Raw genomic sequence first — 17,880 nt, forward strand, 5'->3', positions numbered from 1 at the left:
GGTCGATGTCATCGAGTGGCGCTCGCAGGATCCGCCGGACCGCTAACGCCACGCTTTGATCGCCGCTAAAAGCGCTTCCCGCAAGCGGGGCGTAAGGCCGCTTTTAGCGGTGCCGGAGACAGTGACGACCCAGCTGTCACATCCACCAGTCGGCCGAAGGAACGTGAGCGATGTCAGGCACCGAGTCCGGCCCCGTCACCATGCCCTGGAAGCGCGAACATCCCTGTCCGTTCAACCCACCAGCTGAGCTGGACCAGCTGCGCGAGGAGGAACCGGTCACCCGGTTGAGGTTCCCGAACGGCCACGAGGGTTGGCTGGTCACCAGTTACCCCGTCGCCCGGCAGCTGCTGGCCGACAACCGGTTCAGCGCCCGGCAGGACCTGCGGCACTTCCCCATCGTGCTGCCGTTCGCCGAGATGACCATGGCCGGCCCGACCGCGCCGCCCGGCTTCTTCAACCGGATGGACCCCCCGGAGCACACCAGGTACCGCCGGCTGCTGACCGGGTACTTCACCGTTCGCAGGATGGCCCAGCTGACCCCACGGCTGGAACGGATCGCCGAGGAACACCTGGACCGGATGCAGGCGCAGAACCCGCCCCTGGACCTGATGGAGCACTACGCGATCCCGCTGCCCTCGCTGATGATCTGCGAGCTGCTCGGCGTGCCGTACGAGGACCGCGACGAGTTCAACTACCACGCCGGCGTCGCACTGAGCATGGAGAGCAGTCCTGAGCAGGTGGCAACCACGCTGCGGTTCATCGCGGGCTACCTCGACACGCTGGTGCGCGTCAAGCGGGCCAACCCCGGCGACGACATGCTCAGCGACCTGATCGTCGACGGCAAGCTCACCGACGACGAGGTCAAAGGCGTGACCACGCTGTTCCTGGCCGGGCACGAGACCACCGTGAACATGATCGGCATGGGTGTCTACGCGTTGCTGACGCATCCCGACCAGCTACAGGCCCTGCTCGCCGACTCGTCGTTGATCGAAGGGACGATCGAGGAACTGCTGCGGTTCCTGGCGATCCTCAACGCCGGCCTGACCCGAGGCACGCTGGAGGACGTCGAGCTCGGCGGGCAACACGTCAAGGCCGGCGAGACGGTCGTCATCTCGGTCCCCGCGGTGAACTGGGACCCTGAGCGCTTTCCGAGCCCGGCCACGCTGGACATCACCCGGCCGCCGACCGGCCACCTGACCTTCGGGCACGGCGTGCACCAGTGCCTCGGTCAGCAACTCGTCCGCATCGAGATGCGTATCGCGTACCTGTCGCTCTTCCGCCGCTTCCCCGACCTGCGCCTGGCCGTGCCGGCCGGCGACGTGCCGCTGCGTGGCGAGATGACCGTGCACGGGGTGCACCGGCTCCCGGTCGCCTGGTGAGCCGGGCGCGCCGATGAAGATCGTCACGCATACCGACCGCTGCATCTCTTCGGGCATGTGCGCGCTCGCCGCTCCCGAGGTGTTCGACCAGGACGAGGCCGACGGTCGGGTCGTGGTGCTTCCCGCCGGCCGAGAGCCTGGCGCCCGGCCGGCCGCGCTGCACGCGGCTGCCCTGTGCCCGGCACAGGCGATCGAGGTCTGCGAGTAGCCGACACCATCCCGGAGGACGTCGCATGGACAGCACCGACATCCGCATTCTCAGCGTGGGAACCGCCCTGCCCGGACCGCCCATCGACAACGCCCGGCTGGCCGAGCGCTTCGGCATGCCCGTGGTGTGGCAGCAGTGGATGGAAACCTACGTTGGCACCCGCAGCCGGCACTTCTGCCGCGACCTTGACACCGGAGATGTTCGGCACACGCTGACCGACCTCGCCGAGAGCGCTGGCCGACGGGCGCTGACCGCGGCAGACCTCACCGGCGCCGACGTGGACGCCGTGGTGATGAGCACGGCGTCACCCGACGCGCTGATGCCGGCGACCGTGAACATGGTCGCCGACCGCCTGGGCATCGACGACGTGCCGACCTACCAACTCCAGTCCGGCTGCACCGGGGCGGTGCAGGCGATGGAGGTGGCCGGCCGGATGCTGCGTACCGGCGACTGCCGGACCGTGTTGGTGCTGGGCGGGGACAGCTGCGCCAAGCACCTCGACCTGACCATGGATATCCGCGACGTCCCGCCCGAGGTGCAGATCAACGGTCTGCTCTTCGGCGACGGCGCGGGCGCCGCGGTGCTCAGCACGCAGCCAGGCGAGGCCGCACCCGTCCTTCTCGGCGTCTTCACCCGGCTCATCGGCCGCAACCGCGCGCCGGGGCAGACGGTGGAATGGTTCAGCTGGGGCGATCGCGCCACCGCGGACCGACGTATGCCGGTGACCGAGGACTTCAAGGCGGTGGAGGAATCCGCCCCGAAGATGGCCATCGAGGCGCTCGATGATCTGCTCGGCCGGGTCAACTGGACCAGGTCGCAGGTCGACTACCTGCTGCCACCTCAACTGTCGGCGAAGATGACCGCGCGCATCGTCGAGGCGCTGGGGCTGCCTGCGGCCGACCCGGTCAGCCGCGTCGCCGAGATTGGCAACACCGGCAACGCCATCCCGTTCTTCCAGCTGGAGGAGCTGATGCCGCGGTTCGCGCCGGGTGAACGGGCGGTCGGCGTGAGCGTCGAGGCCAGCAAGTGGATCAAGGCGGGATACGCGATCGAGGTCCCCTGACAGCGATCGGCGGGCGAGGGCCGAGCCCACCGGGCCGGCCCCGCCCGCCGCGTCCGTCAGACTCCCCGCTCCAGCGCTACCGGATCGCCGAGTAGGTCCTTCACGTGTTGCAGGAGCATGGCCGCGTCCCGGCCGTTGACGAACCGGTGGTCGTAGGCCAGCCCGAGATTGACGATCGTGCGGGAGGCGATCTCGCCGTCGGCGCCCCGCACGAGTTCCTCCCTCGGCCCGGCCACCGCCAGCGTGCACAGCGTGCCGGGGAACACGAACGGCACCGCGAGTACCACGTCGCTGTCGTTGTGCAGGGCCACCGTGAGGTTGCCGCCGGACAGCTCGCTCTCGCGGAAGGCACCCGAGACGGCGGTCCGCCGGAAGCGCCCCACCGCCTCGGCGACGCCGGCCACGTCCAGCCCGGACGCGTCCGCGATCACCGGGACGTACAGACCGCGGCCGACGTCCATGGTCACGCCAATGTGGGCCGCACTGGCCGGGCGCACCTCCTCGCCGTCTCGCACCGGAGTCGCGAACGGCAGCGGGAGGGCGGCGAACGAACGCGCCACCGCGGTGATCACGAATTCGGGCAGGCCGATCAGCTTGCGCAGCTCCCGGCGGAGCACGGCGGCGCGGCTCAACGCCGCATCCACCGGCACCTGCACCACCGTGTACGCCGCGGGCACCGTACGGTGCGACTCGGTGACCGCCCGGGCAACGGCCTGCTGAACCGGAGGCAGCCGGTGCCGGCCGCCGGCCTCGACGAGACGACGCACGTCCTCCCGCCGGACGATCCTCACGTCCAGCTCCCGCAGCCGCTCGGCGTTCACGCCGAGTTCGTCCATCAGCTCCCGGGCCGGCGCGGTGATCACCGGCCCGTCCGCGGTGTCCGACCCGGCTCGGTCGCCGGCGTCCGGCGCACTGCGGGCCGCGCCCGGTGCGGCCACCTCACCGATAACGTCACCCGGTCGGCAGACACCCATGGGTGCGAGACCGTGCCAGAGCACCCCGTCCGTGGGAGCGAGCAGATCCTCGGCCGCCTTGGAGGTCTCCACCGTGGCGACCACCTCGCCCGCCGTGACCGGTTTGCCGTCGCCCACGACCCACTCGACGAGCGTGTACTCGTCGTCGTTGTTGTTCAGCTTGGGAACCCGCAACTCGGTCACGCGGCCGCTCCCCGGACCCGGGCGATCACGGCCGGGCCGTCCCGTCACGCAACGAGGCCACCGTGCCGGCGAACTCGCGCAGACTGGACGCCGCGAGGAACTCCTCCAGCGGAACGTCCGCACCCAGACGGTCCTTGATCCGTACGGCGAGTTCGACGATCAGGATGGACCGCGCCCCGAGGTCCGGCAGCGTCTCCTCGACGGCGACGTCCTCGACCTTCAGCACCTCCCGCCAGATCTGTACGAGCTGCTCGAGCACGTGCGCGCGCAGCGCCGCCTCGGCCACCACCTCGGACATTCGCACAACCCACCTTCGTCGGAGACCACGATCGTCGGTGACCTGGCTAAAGCCGCACTAACCGAGCGCCTGTACGGCGGGCCGGACTTTAGCGGCGTCGAAGGTCCGGCTTAGCACCCGGTCCGATCCTCGGCACGCCAACCGACGCCCGTACCGCGAAGGCAGCCCATGACGCAGCTCGAACCCGAGAAGACCTTTGTCGTCCCCGCCGACGAGCCGGCCTACCGGTACGACCCGGACGAGCTGGTCACCATCCGCAACCGGACGATGACGAAGAAGCGCTACCTGTGGGTGCTGCTCCCGGTCATCTACAGCGCCTACTTCCTCGCCAACTTCGACGGCGCGATCGCCGGCGCGGCCGGACCGGTCATCATGGAGGTGTTCGGCCTCGCCCCCGACACGTTCCTGTACGTGACGGCGATCTTCGGCGGGGTCTCGATCCTCACCAGCGTGCTCGCCGGTTTCGTGATCGACAGATTCGGCCGCAAGCGGATGTTCGCGCTCGCCCTGCTCGGCGTCGGCCTGTTCAGCGGCCTGACCGCCACCGTGGTCGTCTTCTGGCAGTACGTCGTGCTGCGGGCACTGACCGCGGTCACCGAGTCCGGCATCCGCGGCGCGCAGACGATCCTGATCGGCGAGGAGGCCCCGCCGCGCATCCGCGGCCGGCTCCAGTCGGCCTCCTGGGCCTTCCTCTTCCTCGGCGCGGCCACCGGCGGCCTGGTGGCCAGCGCTGTGCTGGCTACCGGGAACTGGCGCCTGCTCTTTCTGATCACCTTCGCGCCGATGCTGCTGGTCTTCTTCGTCACCCGCTACCTGCGTGAGTCGCCACGCTTCCTGGCCCTGCGTGACCGGGCGGAAGGCGCCGGCGGCGCGACGCGGCGCATCGAACGCGAGGCGGTAAGGCGGCTGTTCAGCCGGGAACACCGGCCGCAGACCGTCGCCATGATGGTCTTCGGCTTCTTCTGCTTCTCGGCAGGCTCGTTCACCACCCTGGTAGCGCCGATCTACCTGGTCGAAGCCCGCGGTTTCGCCGTCGAGCACGCCTCTCAATCGGTGACTGTCATGTTCGCGTTCGCCCTGCTGGGCAACCTGCCCACGGGCTGGCTCACCGACAAGGTGTCCCCCAAATACGTCATGGTCCTCTGGGAGGCGCTCGCAGCGGTACTCGTGCTCCCGGTGGTCCTCGCCGACGGTCGGTGGCCGATCTACCTCGCCTTCGCCGCTCTCGGCTTCTTCGGGATCAACGGTGTGGTGGCGTTCGCCATCTACCTCACGGCGGCGTTTCCCACCGAGATCCGCGGCACCGGCCTGAGCGTGATCCTGGTCTTCGTCTCGCTCAGCGGAGTGGTGATCCCGCTCGTCTCGGCCCCGTTGCTGGTACTCGGCGACAGCATCGCCGTACCGTTGATGATGTTGTCCTTTCCTGGTGTCTCCTTCCTCGCGGCGCTCGCGCTGCGCCCGATCGCCCCGGCCCAGGACATCGACGAGGCCGCTGCCAGCCTCAACCACTGACCGCCACACGTCGGAGCCCCCGTCCGCATCCGCGGACGGGGGCTCCGACGCCGGTGCGTCAGAAGTGGGCGGGGATCCGCCCGATCGCGCCGACGGACTCCACGAAGAAGTAGACTCCCCGGAAGAACAGCAACGTGTCGCTGCCCTCCTGAAGCCGCAGCTGCCGGTACATGATCAGCCGTTGCGGATCGCGCTCGCCGGCCAGCAGCCCGCGCCAGGTCGCGAAGTCGCCCAGCAGCACATAGTCGGCCTTGACTGTCTTCTCCGGGCTGATCACGTCACCCTGCACGCAGTGGCCGTCCTGCCAGTTCAGGTACAGGTAGGACGGGCCGCCGAGCTCAGCCGGTAGATCGCGCACACCTATCGCCCAGGAGTAGGAGTAACCGGTCCGGGCCCGGTCGATCCACTCCCAGTACGTGTTCAGCTTCGTGGCCATCTCGGCCTCGTCCGGACCGTCATCGACGGCCACCCGGGCCGCCTCGGCCCACTCCTTGCTGAAGAACCGGACCGTCTCCGTCGCGATGCTCATCATCACCCTCCCGCGAGCTCGGGCTGGATCTTGGACACCATGGCCTCGATGTCGGGCGGCAGGCCGATCCCAACATCCGACAGCTTCATCCGCAGTTGCCGCATCATCACCTGCTGCACGTCCGGCGGGCTCCAGCCCAGCGGCTCGAGCGGCACCAAGCGGCTGGCCGCCCCGTTCACCGCCAGCTCCGCGCGGAGCGTGTCGTGGATCTCGCGCAGCAAACGCGGATTCTCCTGCACCGAGTCCCGAAGGAACCGCATGCCGAACTGCACGTGGCGGGCCTCGTCCCGGCAGGACGCGGTGAAGCCGGTGTAGTAGCCGGGCAGGTAGCCCTTACGCCGGCAGTAGGTGAGCGTCACCTTCATGACCGTCAGCGCTAGGACGCCCTCGGTCCAGAGGAAGTACGCGGTGCCGTACCGCACCCGGCGCACCGGGTCCTCCGGGTCACGGCGCAGGTCGTCGGCGAGGTAGGCGAGCAGACCGAACGGCCCGACGAACGTCTCCGACACGTACTCGAAGGACGAGTCGAGCAGATCCTGGATCGAGTCGCCGGGCAGACCCACCACCTCCCGGTAGAACCGGTCGAAGAAGACCGTGTGCCGGGCCTCGTCCTCGATCTGCGTGGCGAGATAGAGCTTCGCCTCCTCGCTACCGGCGAGCATGAAAACGGGCAGCTCGACCTCGACCTGGCGCTCACCGTGGTGGAACCCGGCCGCGATGGCCGCGAACGCCTCGCGCTCCTCCTGCGGCATCCGCGTGCGCCAGTCCACAACGTCCTGGCTGAAGTCGAGCTCGTAGACGTCCCACCGCTGCCGGTAGTAACGACGGTAGAGATCGAGATAGTCGGGAAGCTTCTTCAGATCCTTGTGGACGTAGTCCATCACGTCGTCGAAGTCCAGGTCACGGATCTCCGCCAAGGCGGATCCCTCAACCCGGGCAACCAGCTCTCGGGACATTTCAACCATGGGCGCTTTCCCCTATCTTTTGCCGGCGCCGGCATGCCGCGCCAGCGTGCCAACGCCGCCTAACCGCCCCCTTACCCAGAGCTAAAGCCACCCCTTTAGCGGCGGGTAAGGAGCCAGTAAGCACTCCTGCCTAGCTTGTCGATCGGTGCGTCACCTAGCGGCCAGCAAGTCGTGAGGAGTCGGTTGTGGAGTCGGATCAGGACAAGTTGCGCAGGTACCTGAAACGCGTGACAACCAACCTCTACGAGACCCGACAGGAATTGCAGGCCGTCCGTGCGGAACGCGCCGAACCGATCGCGGTCCTCGGCATCGGATGCCGTTTTCCGGGCGGGGTGCGATCCGCCGACGACCTCTGGCACCTGGTCGCCGACGGCAGCGACGCGACCTCGGAGTTCCCGGTGGGCCGCGGCTGGCCCGAGGACATCTACGACCCGGATCCGGACCGCACCGGGCACTCCTACACCACCCGCGGCGGCTTCCTGCACGACGCGGGCGAGTTCGACGCCGCGTTCTTCGGCATCAGCCCCCGCGAGGCGGTGGCGATGGACCCCCAACAGCGACTGCTGCTGGAGACTGCGTGGGAAGCGGTGGAGAACGCCGGCCTGACCGCGGCCGCCGTCCGGGACACCGACACCGGCGTGTTCGTCGGCACCATGTACGACGACTACGGCATGCGGATCAGCCAACCTCCGGAAGAGCTGGAAGGGTTCATCGGCCTGGGCAGCGCCTCGAGCGTCGCGTCCGGCCGCATCGCCTACACGTTCGGTCTGCACGGCCCGGCCATCACCGTGGACACCGCCTGCTCCTCCTCGCTGGTCACCATCCACCTCGCCATGCAGGCGCTGCGCAACCGCGAATGCACCATGGCCCTGGCCGGCGGGGCGACCGTGATGGCATCGCCGGGCGTCTTCATCGAGTTCAGCCGGCAACGCGGCCTGTCCGCGGACGGCCGCTGCAAGTCGTTCTCCGCGCACGCTGACGGCACCGGGTGGGGCGAGGGGGCCGGGCTGCTGCTGCTGGCCCGGCTCTCCGACGCGGTACGCGACAACCACCCGATCCTCGGCGTGATCCGCTCCTGCGCGGTGAACCAGGACGGCACCAGCGGCCAACTGTCCGCCCCCAACGGGCCCGCGCAGCGGCGGGTGATCAGCAGCGCCCTGGCAGCGGCCGGCCTGTCCTCCACGGACGTGGACGTGGTGGAGGCGCACGGCACCGGCACCACACTCGGCGACCCCATCGAGGCGCGGGCGCTGCTCGCGGTCTACGGCGGCGCCGAGCGAACCGCCGGCCGGCCGCTGTGGCTCGGCACGGTCAAGTCGAACATCGGCCACACCCAGGCCGCTGCGGGCGTCGCGGGTGTCATCAAGATGCTGATGGCGATGCGCCACGGCACCCTCCCGCGCACGCTGCACGCCGGGGAACCGACCCCGCACGTCGACTGGGCGTCCGGCCCCCTCGCTCTGCTCGACGAGCCGCGCCCCTGGCCAATTTCCGGCGACCGTCCACGGCGCGCCGCGGTCTCCTCCTTTGGAATCAGCGGCACCAACGCCCACCTCATCCTGGAAGAACCGCCCGCACCCGGCACCGCGCCCGTGCCGCGTCCCGAAGCGGCCGGGCCCGGACTCGCGCCGTGGCTGCTCTCCGCGCGGACGCCCGAGGCCGTCCGCGCCCAGGCCCGCGAGCTGGCGGCGTACGTGTCGGCGAATCCCGAACTCGATCTCGCAGACGCCGGTCACACCCTGTCTCGCCGCAGCCGGTTCGACTACCGGGCGACGGTCACCGCTGGCGACCGGCAGGAGCTGGTGACCGGCCTCGCCGAGGTGGCCGGCGCCGCCGAGATCACGTTCGCCGGCGGCGGACGGACGGCCTTCATGTTCACCGGGCAGGGCGCACAGCACCCGGGCATGGGCCGGCGGCTCTACCAGCGGCATCCCACCTTCGCCCGGGCGTTCGACGAGATCTGCGAGCAGTTTGACGGGCCGCTGCGCGACATCATGTGGGACTCGGAGGCGATCCACGAGACCGGGTACGCCCAGCCGGCGCTGTTCGCCGTGGAGGTGGCGCTGTACCGGCTGCTCGAACAGTACGGCGTGCGGCCCGACTACCTGGTCGGCCACTCGATCGGCGAGGTCGCCGCGGCCCACGTGGCCGGGTCGCTCGACCTGGCCGACGCCTGCGCGCTTGTCACCGCGCGGGCCGGCCTGATGCAGGGCCTGCCCGCCGGTGGCGCCATGCTCGCGGCACGCACCGGCGAGGACGTTCTCCGCCGCTACCTCGTCGACGGGGTTGACCTCGCCGCCGTCAACGGTCCCGACTCGTCGGTCATCTCGGGACCGGCAGAGCGGGTCGCCGAGGTGGCGGCCCGGCTTGCCGCCGATGGCGTCCGGACCCGCGCCCTGACCGTCAGCCATGCGTTCCACTCGGCCCTGATGGAGCCGATCCTCGAGGAGTTCCGCACCGCCGCCGGCGCCCTGAAGTTCGGTGAGCCGAGCATCCCGGTCGTCTCCGCCCTCACCGGCCGGCCGGTCACCGCATTCACCGCCGACTACTGGGTACGGCAGCTGCGCGAGCCGGTCCGCTTCGCCGACGCACTGGCCACGTTGCGCGAGCTGAACGTGACGACGTACCTCGAGATCGGCCCGGACGCCGCGCTCAGCCCCCTGGTCACCGAGGGGACCGCCATCCCGCTGCAGCGGGCCGACCGGGACCTGACGGTCGTGGGCCAGCTCGCTCGGGCGCACGAGCACGGGGTGCCGGTCCACTGGCCGGCCATCCACGCGGGCCGGCACGTCACGCTGCCGGGCTACCCCTTCCAGCGCCGGACGTACTGGCTGCTCACCGCGTCGCCCACCGGGCGCACCTCAAACCATGCGGTCCTGCACGACCATCACCGGCTGGCGGCGGACGACGGCCATCTGTTCACCGGCCGCCTAACCTCGGCGACCCATCCGTGGCTGGACGACCACGCCATCGGCGACGGGCGGCACCTGGTGCCCGCGACGCTCTTCCTGGATCTGGTCATGCACGCCGCCGAACAGATCGGCTGCGACCTCGTCGAGGAGCTGACCGTGCACCGGCCCGCCCTACTCACCCGCGGTCTGGACCTCCAGCTGGCGCTGCGCCCGGACGGGGACGGCTACGCCGTGGCCGTGCACGCACGCACCGACGCGGATGCTCCGTGGACGCGCCACGCCACTGCGACGATCGCGGTGGGCACCGGTGCGGCGGCCCCGACCACGTTCGGCGACTGGCCGTTGCGCGGTGCGCTGACCACCCTCGCCGAAGAGGTGAGCGGAGCCGGACACGGCGTACATCCCGCGCTGCTGGACGCGGCCGTCCGGCCGCTGCTCGCCGGCGGCGCGGCACCGTCCGCCTGGCGCGGGGTGCGTCGCCTCGCCGGCCGGCCGGCCGCCCTGCGGGCGCACACCCGGCCGACCGGGGCAGACACGTACGAGCTGGTCGTGACCGATGAGGCCGGCACGCCGGTGCTGGTCGCCGCCTCGATGACGGCGGGCTTGCCGGAGATCGACGTGCCCGCCGACGGTGAAACAACGCTGCGCGTCGTCTGGCGGCCGATCGACGGACCGGCGGAAAGTCCGGCCCCCGCAGAGGTCACGATGGTGGACGACCTGCGCGAGCCGTTCCCGAAGGCCGCGCACCGGCTGGCCGAGCAGACGCTCGGCATGCTGCAGGAGTGGCTCGCCGAGCCGGGCAACACCGGCAGGCGCCTCGCCTTCGTCACCCGGCGCGCCGTGGCCGTGGACACGCAGGCACCGGACAACCTCACCCAGGCCGCCGTGTGGGGCCTTGTCCGCTCGGCGCAGACCGAACACCCCGGCCGGTTCGTCCTGCTCGACCTCGATGACACCGGCGACGAGCACCTGGTCGCCGCCCTCGAGACCGGGCAGCCCCAGGTGGCGGTCCGCGACGGGCAGCTGCTCGTCCCGCGGCTGACCGACCGACCGGACACCGCGGGCACGGCCGGTGAGACACCACGACCCGACCCGGACGGCACGGTCCTGATCACCGGCGGCACCGGGGCGCTCGGCGCGCTGGTCGCCCGGCATCTCGTCGACGCGCACGGCCTGCGGCATCTGCTGCTGACCAGTCGAAGCGGCGAGGCAGCGCCGGGCGCGAGCGATCTCGTCGCCGAGCTGACCGCCGTGGGCGCCACCGTCACGGTCCGCGCCTGCGACACCGCCGACCCCGACCAGCTCGCGGCACTGCTCGACGCCGTACCCACGCAGCATCCGCTCACCGCCGTGGTGCACGCCGCCGGCGTGGTCGACGACGCCACCGTGGCCGCTCTCACGCCCGCACAGCTGGACACGGCGCTGCGCCCCAAACTCGACGCGGCCTGGCATCTGCACCAGCAGACACAGCACGCCGGCCTCGCCGCGTTCGTCCTCTTCTCGTCCGTGTCCGGCGTACTCGGCGGCGCCGGCCAGGCGAACTACGCGGCCGCCAACACCTTCCTGGACGCGCTGGCCCACCACAGGCGGGCGAACGGGCTGTCCGCCACCGCACTGTCGTGGGGGCTGTGGGAACAGGCCAGCGGCATCACCGGCCGGCTCACCGAGACCGACATCGCCCGGATCCGCCGCTCCGGCCTGATTCCGCTGTCCACCCCGCAGGCGCTGGCTCACCTCGACGCCGCCCTGAAGTTCGGGCAACCACACCTGGTCCCGGCCCGCCTCGACCGCAGCGCGCTGCGGACGCTGGCCGACTCCGGGCTGCTACCGCCGCTGCTGCAGGATCTGGTCCCGCCGGCCCGGCGGCGCGCGACACACGAGCGCCCCCGGGAAGACTGGCTCGAGCGGCTGCGCGGCCTGCCCAGGGCCGAGCAGGAAACGTTGACGCTCGACCTGGTGCGCGCGCAGATCTCCACCGTTCTCGGGCACTCCGGAGCCGCCGCCGTGGACGCCCGGACGGCGTTCAAGGACCTTGGTTTCGACTCGCTGACCGCCGTCCAGCTGCGCAACCAGCTCAACGCCCGCACCGGCCTCGAACTGCCGGCCACGCTGGCCTTCGACCATCCGACGCCGGCCGCGCTCGCCGCACACCTGCACGAACGGCTGGCCGGCCCCGGACAGTCCGCCGCGGTGCTGCGGCTGATCACCGATCTGGAAAAGGCCCTGCCGGACGCGCCGGACGACCCGGCCGGGCGGGCGGCCGTGACCGCCCGGCTGGAAGCCCTGCTCTGGGCCTGGCACGGACGCTCCGACGGGACCGGCCGGCAGGACGACGACCTGGAGTCCGCTACCGACGAAGAGATCTTCCAAGCGATCGACAGCGAGATCGGTCCGTCTTGAGCGCGCACACCGAGCGACCGTACGGAGACCACATGGAGAACGAGGACAAGCTTCGCGCCTATCTGAAGCGGGTGCTGGCCGAACTTCGCCAGACCCGCCACCGGGTCCTCGAGCTCGAATCTGGGGCACCCGAGCCGATCGCGGTGATCGGCATGGGGTGCCGCTATCCCGGCGAGGTGCGCTCACCCGACGAGCTGTGGGATCTCGTCGCCCGTGGCGGGGACGCGATCACCGGCTTTCCCACCAACCGCGGCTGGGACCTCGCCGAGCTCTACGACCCGGATCCGGACGCGATCGGGCACACCTCCAGCCTCCGTGGCGGGTTCCTGCACGACGCCGACCGCTTCGACGCCGCCTTCTTCGGCATCAGCCCGCGGGAGGCACTGGCCATGGACCCGCAGCAGCGCGTGGTCCTGGAATGCGTGTGGGAGACGCTGGAGCATGCCGGCCTCGATCCCGAGTCGCTGCGCGACACCGACACCGGTATCTACGTCGGCACCAGCGACCAGGACTACGCGATGCTGCTGCGGCCGATCGCCGACGAGGTCGAGGGGTACGCCGGAACCGGCAACCTGCCTGCGGTGATCTCCGGCAGGGTGGCGTACACGTTCGGGCTGGCCGGGCCGGCCGTCACGGTCGGGACAGCGTGTTCGTCGTCGCTGGTGGCGGTCCATCTGGCCGCGCAGGCGCTGCGCAACGGTGAGTGCGCGTTGGCGCTGGCCGGCGGGGTGGAGGTGGCGGCGACGCCGACGCTGTACGTGGAGTTCAGCCGCCAACGCGGACTCTCACCCGACGGACGCTGCAAATCATTCGCCGACAACGCCGACGGCACCGGATTCTCCGACGGGGTCGGGATGCTGCTGCTGGAGAAGCTGTCTGACGCCCGCCGTAACGGGCACCCCATCGTCGGGGTGATCCGGGGCAGCGCGGTCAACCAGGACGGTGCCTCCAACGGACTGACCGCACCCAACGGACCCGCCCAACAACGCGTCATCACCCAAGCCCTCGCCAACGCCCGACTCACCCCCGCCGACATCGACGCCGTCGAAGCCCACGGCACCGGCACCACCCTCGGCGACCCCATCGAAGCCCAAGCCATCCTCGCCACCTACGGCCAAAACCGTGACACCCCAGTCTGGCTCGGCTCCATCAAATCGAACATCGGCCACACCCAAGCCGCCGCCGGCGTCGCCGGCATCATCAAAATGCTCATGGCCATGCGCCACCAGCAGCTACCCCACACCCTGCACATCAACCAACCCAGCAGCCACATCGACTGGACCACCGGACACGTCGCGCTCCTCACCCAAGCCCAACCCTGGACGGCCGGGGAGCGGCCCCGCCGCGCCGCCGTGTCCTCCTTCGGAATCAGCGGCACCAACGCCCACCTCATCCTCGAAGAACCACCCAGATCTAACCCAGCCCCTCCCAGCACCGACGGCCCTGCCACCGACGGACCTGCCACCGACGGACCTGCCACCGACAGCCCTGGCGTCGACAGCCCTGGCGTCGACAGCCCTGGCGTCGACAGCCCTGGCATCGACGGCCCCGCCGGCCCGGTGCTGCTGCCACTGTCGGGTAAGACCCCGCAGGCCGTGCGGGACTACGCCACCCGCCTGCACCAGCACCTCACCGACCGGCCCGACCTGAACCTGCACCACGTCGCCCACACCCTGGCCGGGCGCACCCACTTCGCGCACCGCGCCGTCATCACCGCCTCACAGCTACCCGACCTGGCCGCGGGACAGTTGCCCATCACCCACGCGACCAGCGGTAAGACGGCGTTCCTCTACCCCGGACAAGGCGCCCAGCATCCGGGCATGGGCCAACGGCTCTACCAGCAGCACCCCGTGTTCGCCGACACCATCAACACCATCAGCGCCGAGCTCGGCCTGGACCTACCAGCGCTGATGTGGGGCGACCGCACCCACGAACTCGACCACACCATCAACACCCAACCCGTGCTCTTCGCCTACGAAACGGCTTTGCACCACCTCCTGACCCACCACGGTGTCACCCCGGACTTCCTGGCCGGCCACTCCATCGGTGAGATCACCGCAGCCCACACCAGCGGCATCCTGAGTTTGACCGACGCCTGCACCCTGATCACCGCCCGCGCCCAACTCATGAACAGCCTCCCCACCGGCGGAGCGATGCTCGCCGCCCACACCACCACCGACACGGTCACCGACTACCTCGACGACGTCACCATCGCCGCCATCAACTCCCCCACCTCACTCGTCCTAGCCGGCACCACCACCGCCATCGACGACGTCACCACCCGACTCACTCAAAACGGAATCCGCACCCAACGCCTCACCGTCAGCCACGCCTTCCACTCGCCCTTGATGAACCCCATCCTCGACGATTTTCGCGCCGCCATCGCCCACATCCACCACCACCCCGGCCGCATCCCGATCATCTCCACCCTGACCGGACAAACCCTGACCAACGTCACCGCCGACCACTGGGCCACACAACTACGCCACACCGTCAACTTCACCAACGCCATCACCACCCTGCAACAACACGACATCACCCACCACATCGAAATCGGACCCCACCCCACACTCACCCCCCACATCACCACGACCGCGACGATCGCCGCCACCGCGGTTCAGCACAAGAACCGCCACATCAACCTCACCGACGCCCTAGCCACCATCCACACCCACGGCACCACCATCAACTGGCACACCCTCCACCACAACCACCAGCACATCGCCCTACCCACCTACCCCTTCCAGGGCGAGCGCTACTGGGTCATGCCGGAAACCGCGCCGGCCGATCTGGCCCTGGCCGGGTTGAGCGCTGCCGACCATCCGCTGCTGCGCGCCTCGATCCGTCAGGCCGACGGCGGCACGCTGCTCGTCACCGGCCGCTTCTCCCCCGCGGAACATCCCTGGACCGGGCAGCAGACGATCGAAGGTTCCCTCACGCTGCCCGGCACGGCCCTGCTCGACATGGCCATGCACGTGGCCGACCAGCTCGACTGCGACCTCATCGACGACCTGACCATCCACGCCCCGGTACGACCGGATCCGCAGCGGCCGTGGCACCTTCAACTCGGCACCGTGCCGATCGACGGTGGCCACCGGCTGACCGTGCACGGGCGCGGCACGACCGACGGGCCATGGATCCACCACGCCACGGCCACCCTCCGCGCCGAGCCGCCGTCGGCCGAACCCGGCGCCACCTGGCCGCCGCCCGGCGCTGAGGAGATCGACCCGGAGACCGTCCACGACGCCGCGGCCGCCTCAGCCCGGCACCTCGGCCCCGCCTACCTCGGACTTCGCCGGCTCTGGCGGTGCGGGGACGACGTCTACGCCGAGGCGCACCTGCCGGACGACCTGCCGACGGCGGGATACGGCCTGCACCCGGTGCTGCTGGAGACCGCGCTTCTTCCGCTGACCCACGCCACGGAGACCACCCGGCTGCCCACCGAGTGGGGCCGGGTACGACTGCACCTCGGCGACGCCCGAGTCCTGCGGATCCGCCTGAGCCGGACGTCCGACGACACGGCCGAGGTGCACGCGACCGACCAGGACGGCAACCCGGTGTTCTCGGCCGGCACGGTGCGGCTCCGGGAGGCCGAGCACGGGGGCGGGCAGCACGCGCGTACCGAATCGCTCTATCGCCTCGACTGGGTGCCCACCGCCGCCACGGACGAACCGGTTTCCTGGACCTTGCTCGGCGACGAACCCGACCTGGCATCCCTGTTCCTCGGCGACCTTCCCGACTACGTCGTGCGCCCCTGCCCGCCGGCGTCCGGCCCGGACCTGGCCGCGGAGGCGCATCGCGCGGCTCGCGAGGCGCTCGCCCTGCTCCAGCGCTGGCTCGCCGACAGCCGCCTCGACGGGACCCGACTGGTGCTGCTGACCCGCGGCGCCGTGGCGGTGCACGACGCGGACCCGCTCGCACCCGCCGCGTCTACCGTGTGGGGCCTGGTGCGGTCGGCGCAGAACGAGCACCCGGACCGCTTCGTACTCATCGACGCCGACGAGGACGGGCCGTCGCTGCTGGGCGCCGCCCTCGCCACCGGCGAGCCGCAGATCGCCGTCCGTGGAGACGGCCTGCTCGTGCCGCGACTCACCCTGGCTGCGGACGCGTCGCGGGAGACGGTGCTGAACCCGGCGGGAACCGTGCTGGTCACCGGCGGCACCGGCACACTCGGCGCACTGGTGGCGCACCACCTCGTCGCCGCGCACGGCGTCCGGCACCTGATGCTCACCGGCCGGCGAGGCGCCGACGCGCCGGACGCCGGGCGGCTCGCCGCCGCATTGACCGAGCTCGGCGCCGAGGTGACGTTCAGCGCTGGCGACATCGCCGATCCCGCCCATGTCGCCCGGATGCTCGCCGAGATTCCCGCCGACCATCCGCTGACCGCCGTCGTGCACACCGCAGGCGTCCTCGACGACGCGACAGTGGACAACCTCACCACGGACAGCCTCGACGCGGTGTTGCGCCCCAAGGTGGACGCCGCCTGGAACCTGCACCGCGCGACCAGCCACCTCGACCTGGCCGCGTTCGTCCTGTACTCATCCGCGGCCGGCACGCTCGGCGCGCCGGGGCAGGGCAACTACGCGGCGGCCAACACGTTCCTGGACGCGCTCGCCCAGCACCGGCACGCGCTGGGACTGCCGGCCACCTCGCTGGCCTGGGGGCTGTGGGCGCAGACCAGCGGCATCACCGGGCATCTCGAGCCGGCGAACCTGGCCCGCATCCGGCGCAGCGGCATGATCCCCCTCTCCACGGCCGAAGGGCTGAGCCTGTTCGACGAGGCGCTCCGCACCGGGCTGCCGGTGCTCGTACCGGCCCGCCTCGATCGGCGTGCGTTGCGCGCCCAGGCCGCCGCCGGCCCACTTCCGGGGCCGCTGCGCGGGCTGGTGCGGGTCCGGCGCTCCGCCGCCGCGGCAGCGGCCGGCAACTGGGCGGAGCGGCTGGCCGACCACGGGCCGGCCCAGCAGCACCAACTGCTGCTGCAACTGGTACGTGCACAGGCCGCGGAGGTCCTGGGGCATCCGGGCTCGGATCGGGTCGACGCCGCCCAGGCGTTCAAGGATCTCGGCTTCGACTCGCTGACCGCGGTCCAGCTGCGTAACCAGCTCAACGCCCACACCGGTCTCTCGCTGCCGGCGACGCTGATCTTCGACCATCCCAACCCGGTCGCTGTCGCCGAGCACCTGCACGACCTCCTGGCTCCCCGCCGGGTCCCGGCCGTGCTGCGCCAGGTGGCGCTGCTGGAGGAGGAGCTCGCCGCGGCCGAGGCGGACGAGCATCTGCGGACCGAGGTGGTGACCCGGCTCGAAAGCGCCCTGCAGAGGTTGGGCCGGGCGGCGCCGGCCGACGAGGACGCGGTGATCGACCGGATCCGGTCGGCGTCCAGCGAGGAGATCTTCTCCTTCATCAACAACGAACTGTGACCCGGCACTCGCGGGCGCGCAAGCTAAGGAGCAA

Annotated in this window: 8 protein-coding genes and 2 pseudogenes; 6 read left to right on the plus strand and 4 right to left on the minus strand. The window is 70.8% G+C overall.

Annotation, left to right across the window (positions count from 1 at the left end; translation table 11 throughout):
• The first annotated feature begins 170 nt into the window (after positions 1-170).
• From CLT68_RS27490 to CLT68_RS27500, 3 genes are read left to right on the plus strand one after another with little or no spacing between them, the layout of a single operon-like run.
• Positions 171-1,379, plus strand: a complete 1,209-nt coding sequence (locus tag CLT68_RS27490) for a cytochrome P450 (RefSeq protein ID WP_099855273.1) — start codon at positions 171-173, stop codon at positions 1,377-1,379.
• Between the two features lie 13 nt (positions 1,380-1,392).
• Positions 1,393-1,587: a ferredoxin gene (locus CLT68_RS27495; RefSeq protein ID WP_099855275.1), complete on the plus strand. Its 195-nt coding sequence runs from the start codon at positions 1,393-1,395 to the stop codon at positions 1,585-1,587.
• Between the two features lie 25 nt (positions 1,588-1,612).
• The gene (locus CLT68_RS27500) at positions 1,613-2,650 is read left to right on the plus strand and encodes a 3-oxoacyl-ACP synthase III family protein (RefSeq protein ID WP_099855277.1); all 1,038 of its coding nucleotides are present in this window, start codon (positions 1,613-1,615) and stop codon (positions 2,648-2,650) included.
• A gap of 56 nt (positions 2,651-2,706) precedes the next feature.
• Here the strand turns inward: CLT68_RS27500 and CLT68_RS27505 are convergent, their stop codons facing one another.
• Positions 2,707-3,807, minus strand: a complete 1,101-nt coding sequence (locus tag CLT68_RS27505; protein WP_099855279.1) for a 2-oxo acid dehydrogenase subunit E2 — start codon at positions 3,805-3,807, stop codon at positions 2,707-2,709.
• A gap of 25 nt (positions 3,808-3,832) precedes the next feature.
• Positions 3,833-4,105 carry a phosphopantetheine-binding protein gene (locus tag CLT68_RS27510; RefSeq protein WP_099855281.1) on the minus strand — a complete coding sequence of 91 codons (273 nt, stop codon included), beginning with the start codon at positions 4,103-4,105 and terminating at the stop codon, positions 3,833-3,835.
• Positions 4,106-4,273: 168 nt separating this feature from the next.
• Here CLT68_RS27510 and CLT68_RS27515 point away from each other — a divergent pair, with 168 nt between their 5' ends.
• Positions 4,274-5,617, plus strand: a complete 1,344-nt coding sequence (locus tag CLT68_RS27515; RefSeq protein WP_099855284.1) for an MFS transporter — start codon at positions 4,274-4,276, stop codon at positions 5,615-5,617.
• 58 nt (positions 5,618-5,675) lie between these two features.
• On the opposite strand, the gene CLT68_RS27520 is transcribed toward CLT68_RS27515, so the two are convergent.
• Positions 5,676-6,146: a hypothetical protein gene (locus CLT68_RS27520; protein WP_099855285.1), complete on the minus strand. Its 471-nt coding sequence runs from the start codon at positions 6,144-6,146 to the stop codon at positions 5,676-5,678.
• Positions 6,147-6,148: 2 nt separating this feature from the next.
• A complete protein-coding gene (locus tag CLT68_RS27525) occupies positions 6,149-7,063 on the minus strand; it encodes a ribonucleotide-diphosphate reductase subunit beta (RefSeq protein ID WP_199177161.1) in 915 nt (304 codons plus the stop codon).
• A gap of 248 nt (positions 7,064-7,311) precedes the next feature.
• Between CLT68_RS27525 and CLT68_RS27530 the strand changes: the two are divergent.
• Together CLT68_RS27530 and CLT68_RS27535 are read left to right on the plus strand one after the other, a co-directional pair.
• Positions 7,312-12,423: pseudogene (locus CLT68_RS27530) on the plus strand (SDR family NAD(P)-dependent oxidoreductase); the annotation flags it as partial.
• Between the two features lie 50 nt (positions 12,424-12,473).
• A pseudogene (locus CLT68_RS27535) lies at positions 12,474-17,846 on the plus strand (type I polyketide synthase); the annotation flags it as partial.
• Positions 17,847-17,880 lie beyond the last annotated feature (34 nt).

Source organism: Micromonospora sp. CNZ299, from assembly GCF_002754415.1.

Bases quoted from the DNA above. Each gene is read 5' to 3' on its own strand.
- CLT68_RS27490 (WP_099855273.1), top strand. From the start codon at position 171: ATGTCAGGCACCGAGTCCGGCCCCGTCACCATGCCCTGGAAGCGCGAA.
- CLT68_RS27495 (WP_099855275.1), top strand. From the start codon at position 1,393: ATGAAGATCGTCACGCATACCGACCGCTGCATCTCTTCGGGCATGTGC.
- CLT68_RS27500 (WP_099855277.1), top strand. From the start codon at position 1,613: ATGGACAGCACCGACATCCGCATTCTCAGCGTGGGAACCGCCCTGCCC.
- CLT68_RS27510 (WP_099855281.1), bottom strand. From the start codon at position 4,105: ATGTCCGAGGTGGTGGCCGAGGCGGCGCTGCGCGCGCACGTGCTCGAG.
- CLT68_RS27515 (WP_099855284.1), top strand. From the start codon at position 4,274: ATGACGCAGCTCGAACCCGAGAAGACCTTTGTCGTCCCCGCCGACGAG.
- CLT68_RS27520 (WP_099855285.1), bottom strand. From the start codon at position 6,146: ATGAGCATCGCGACGGAGACGGTCCGGTTCTTCAGCAAGGAGTGGGCC.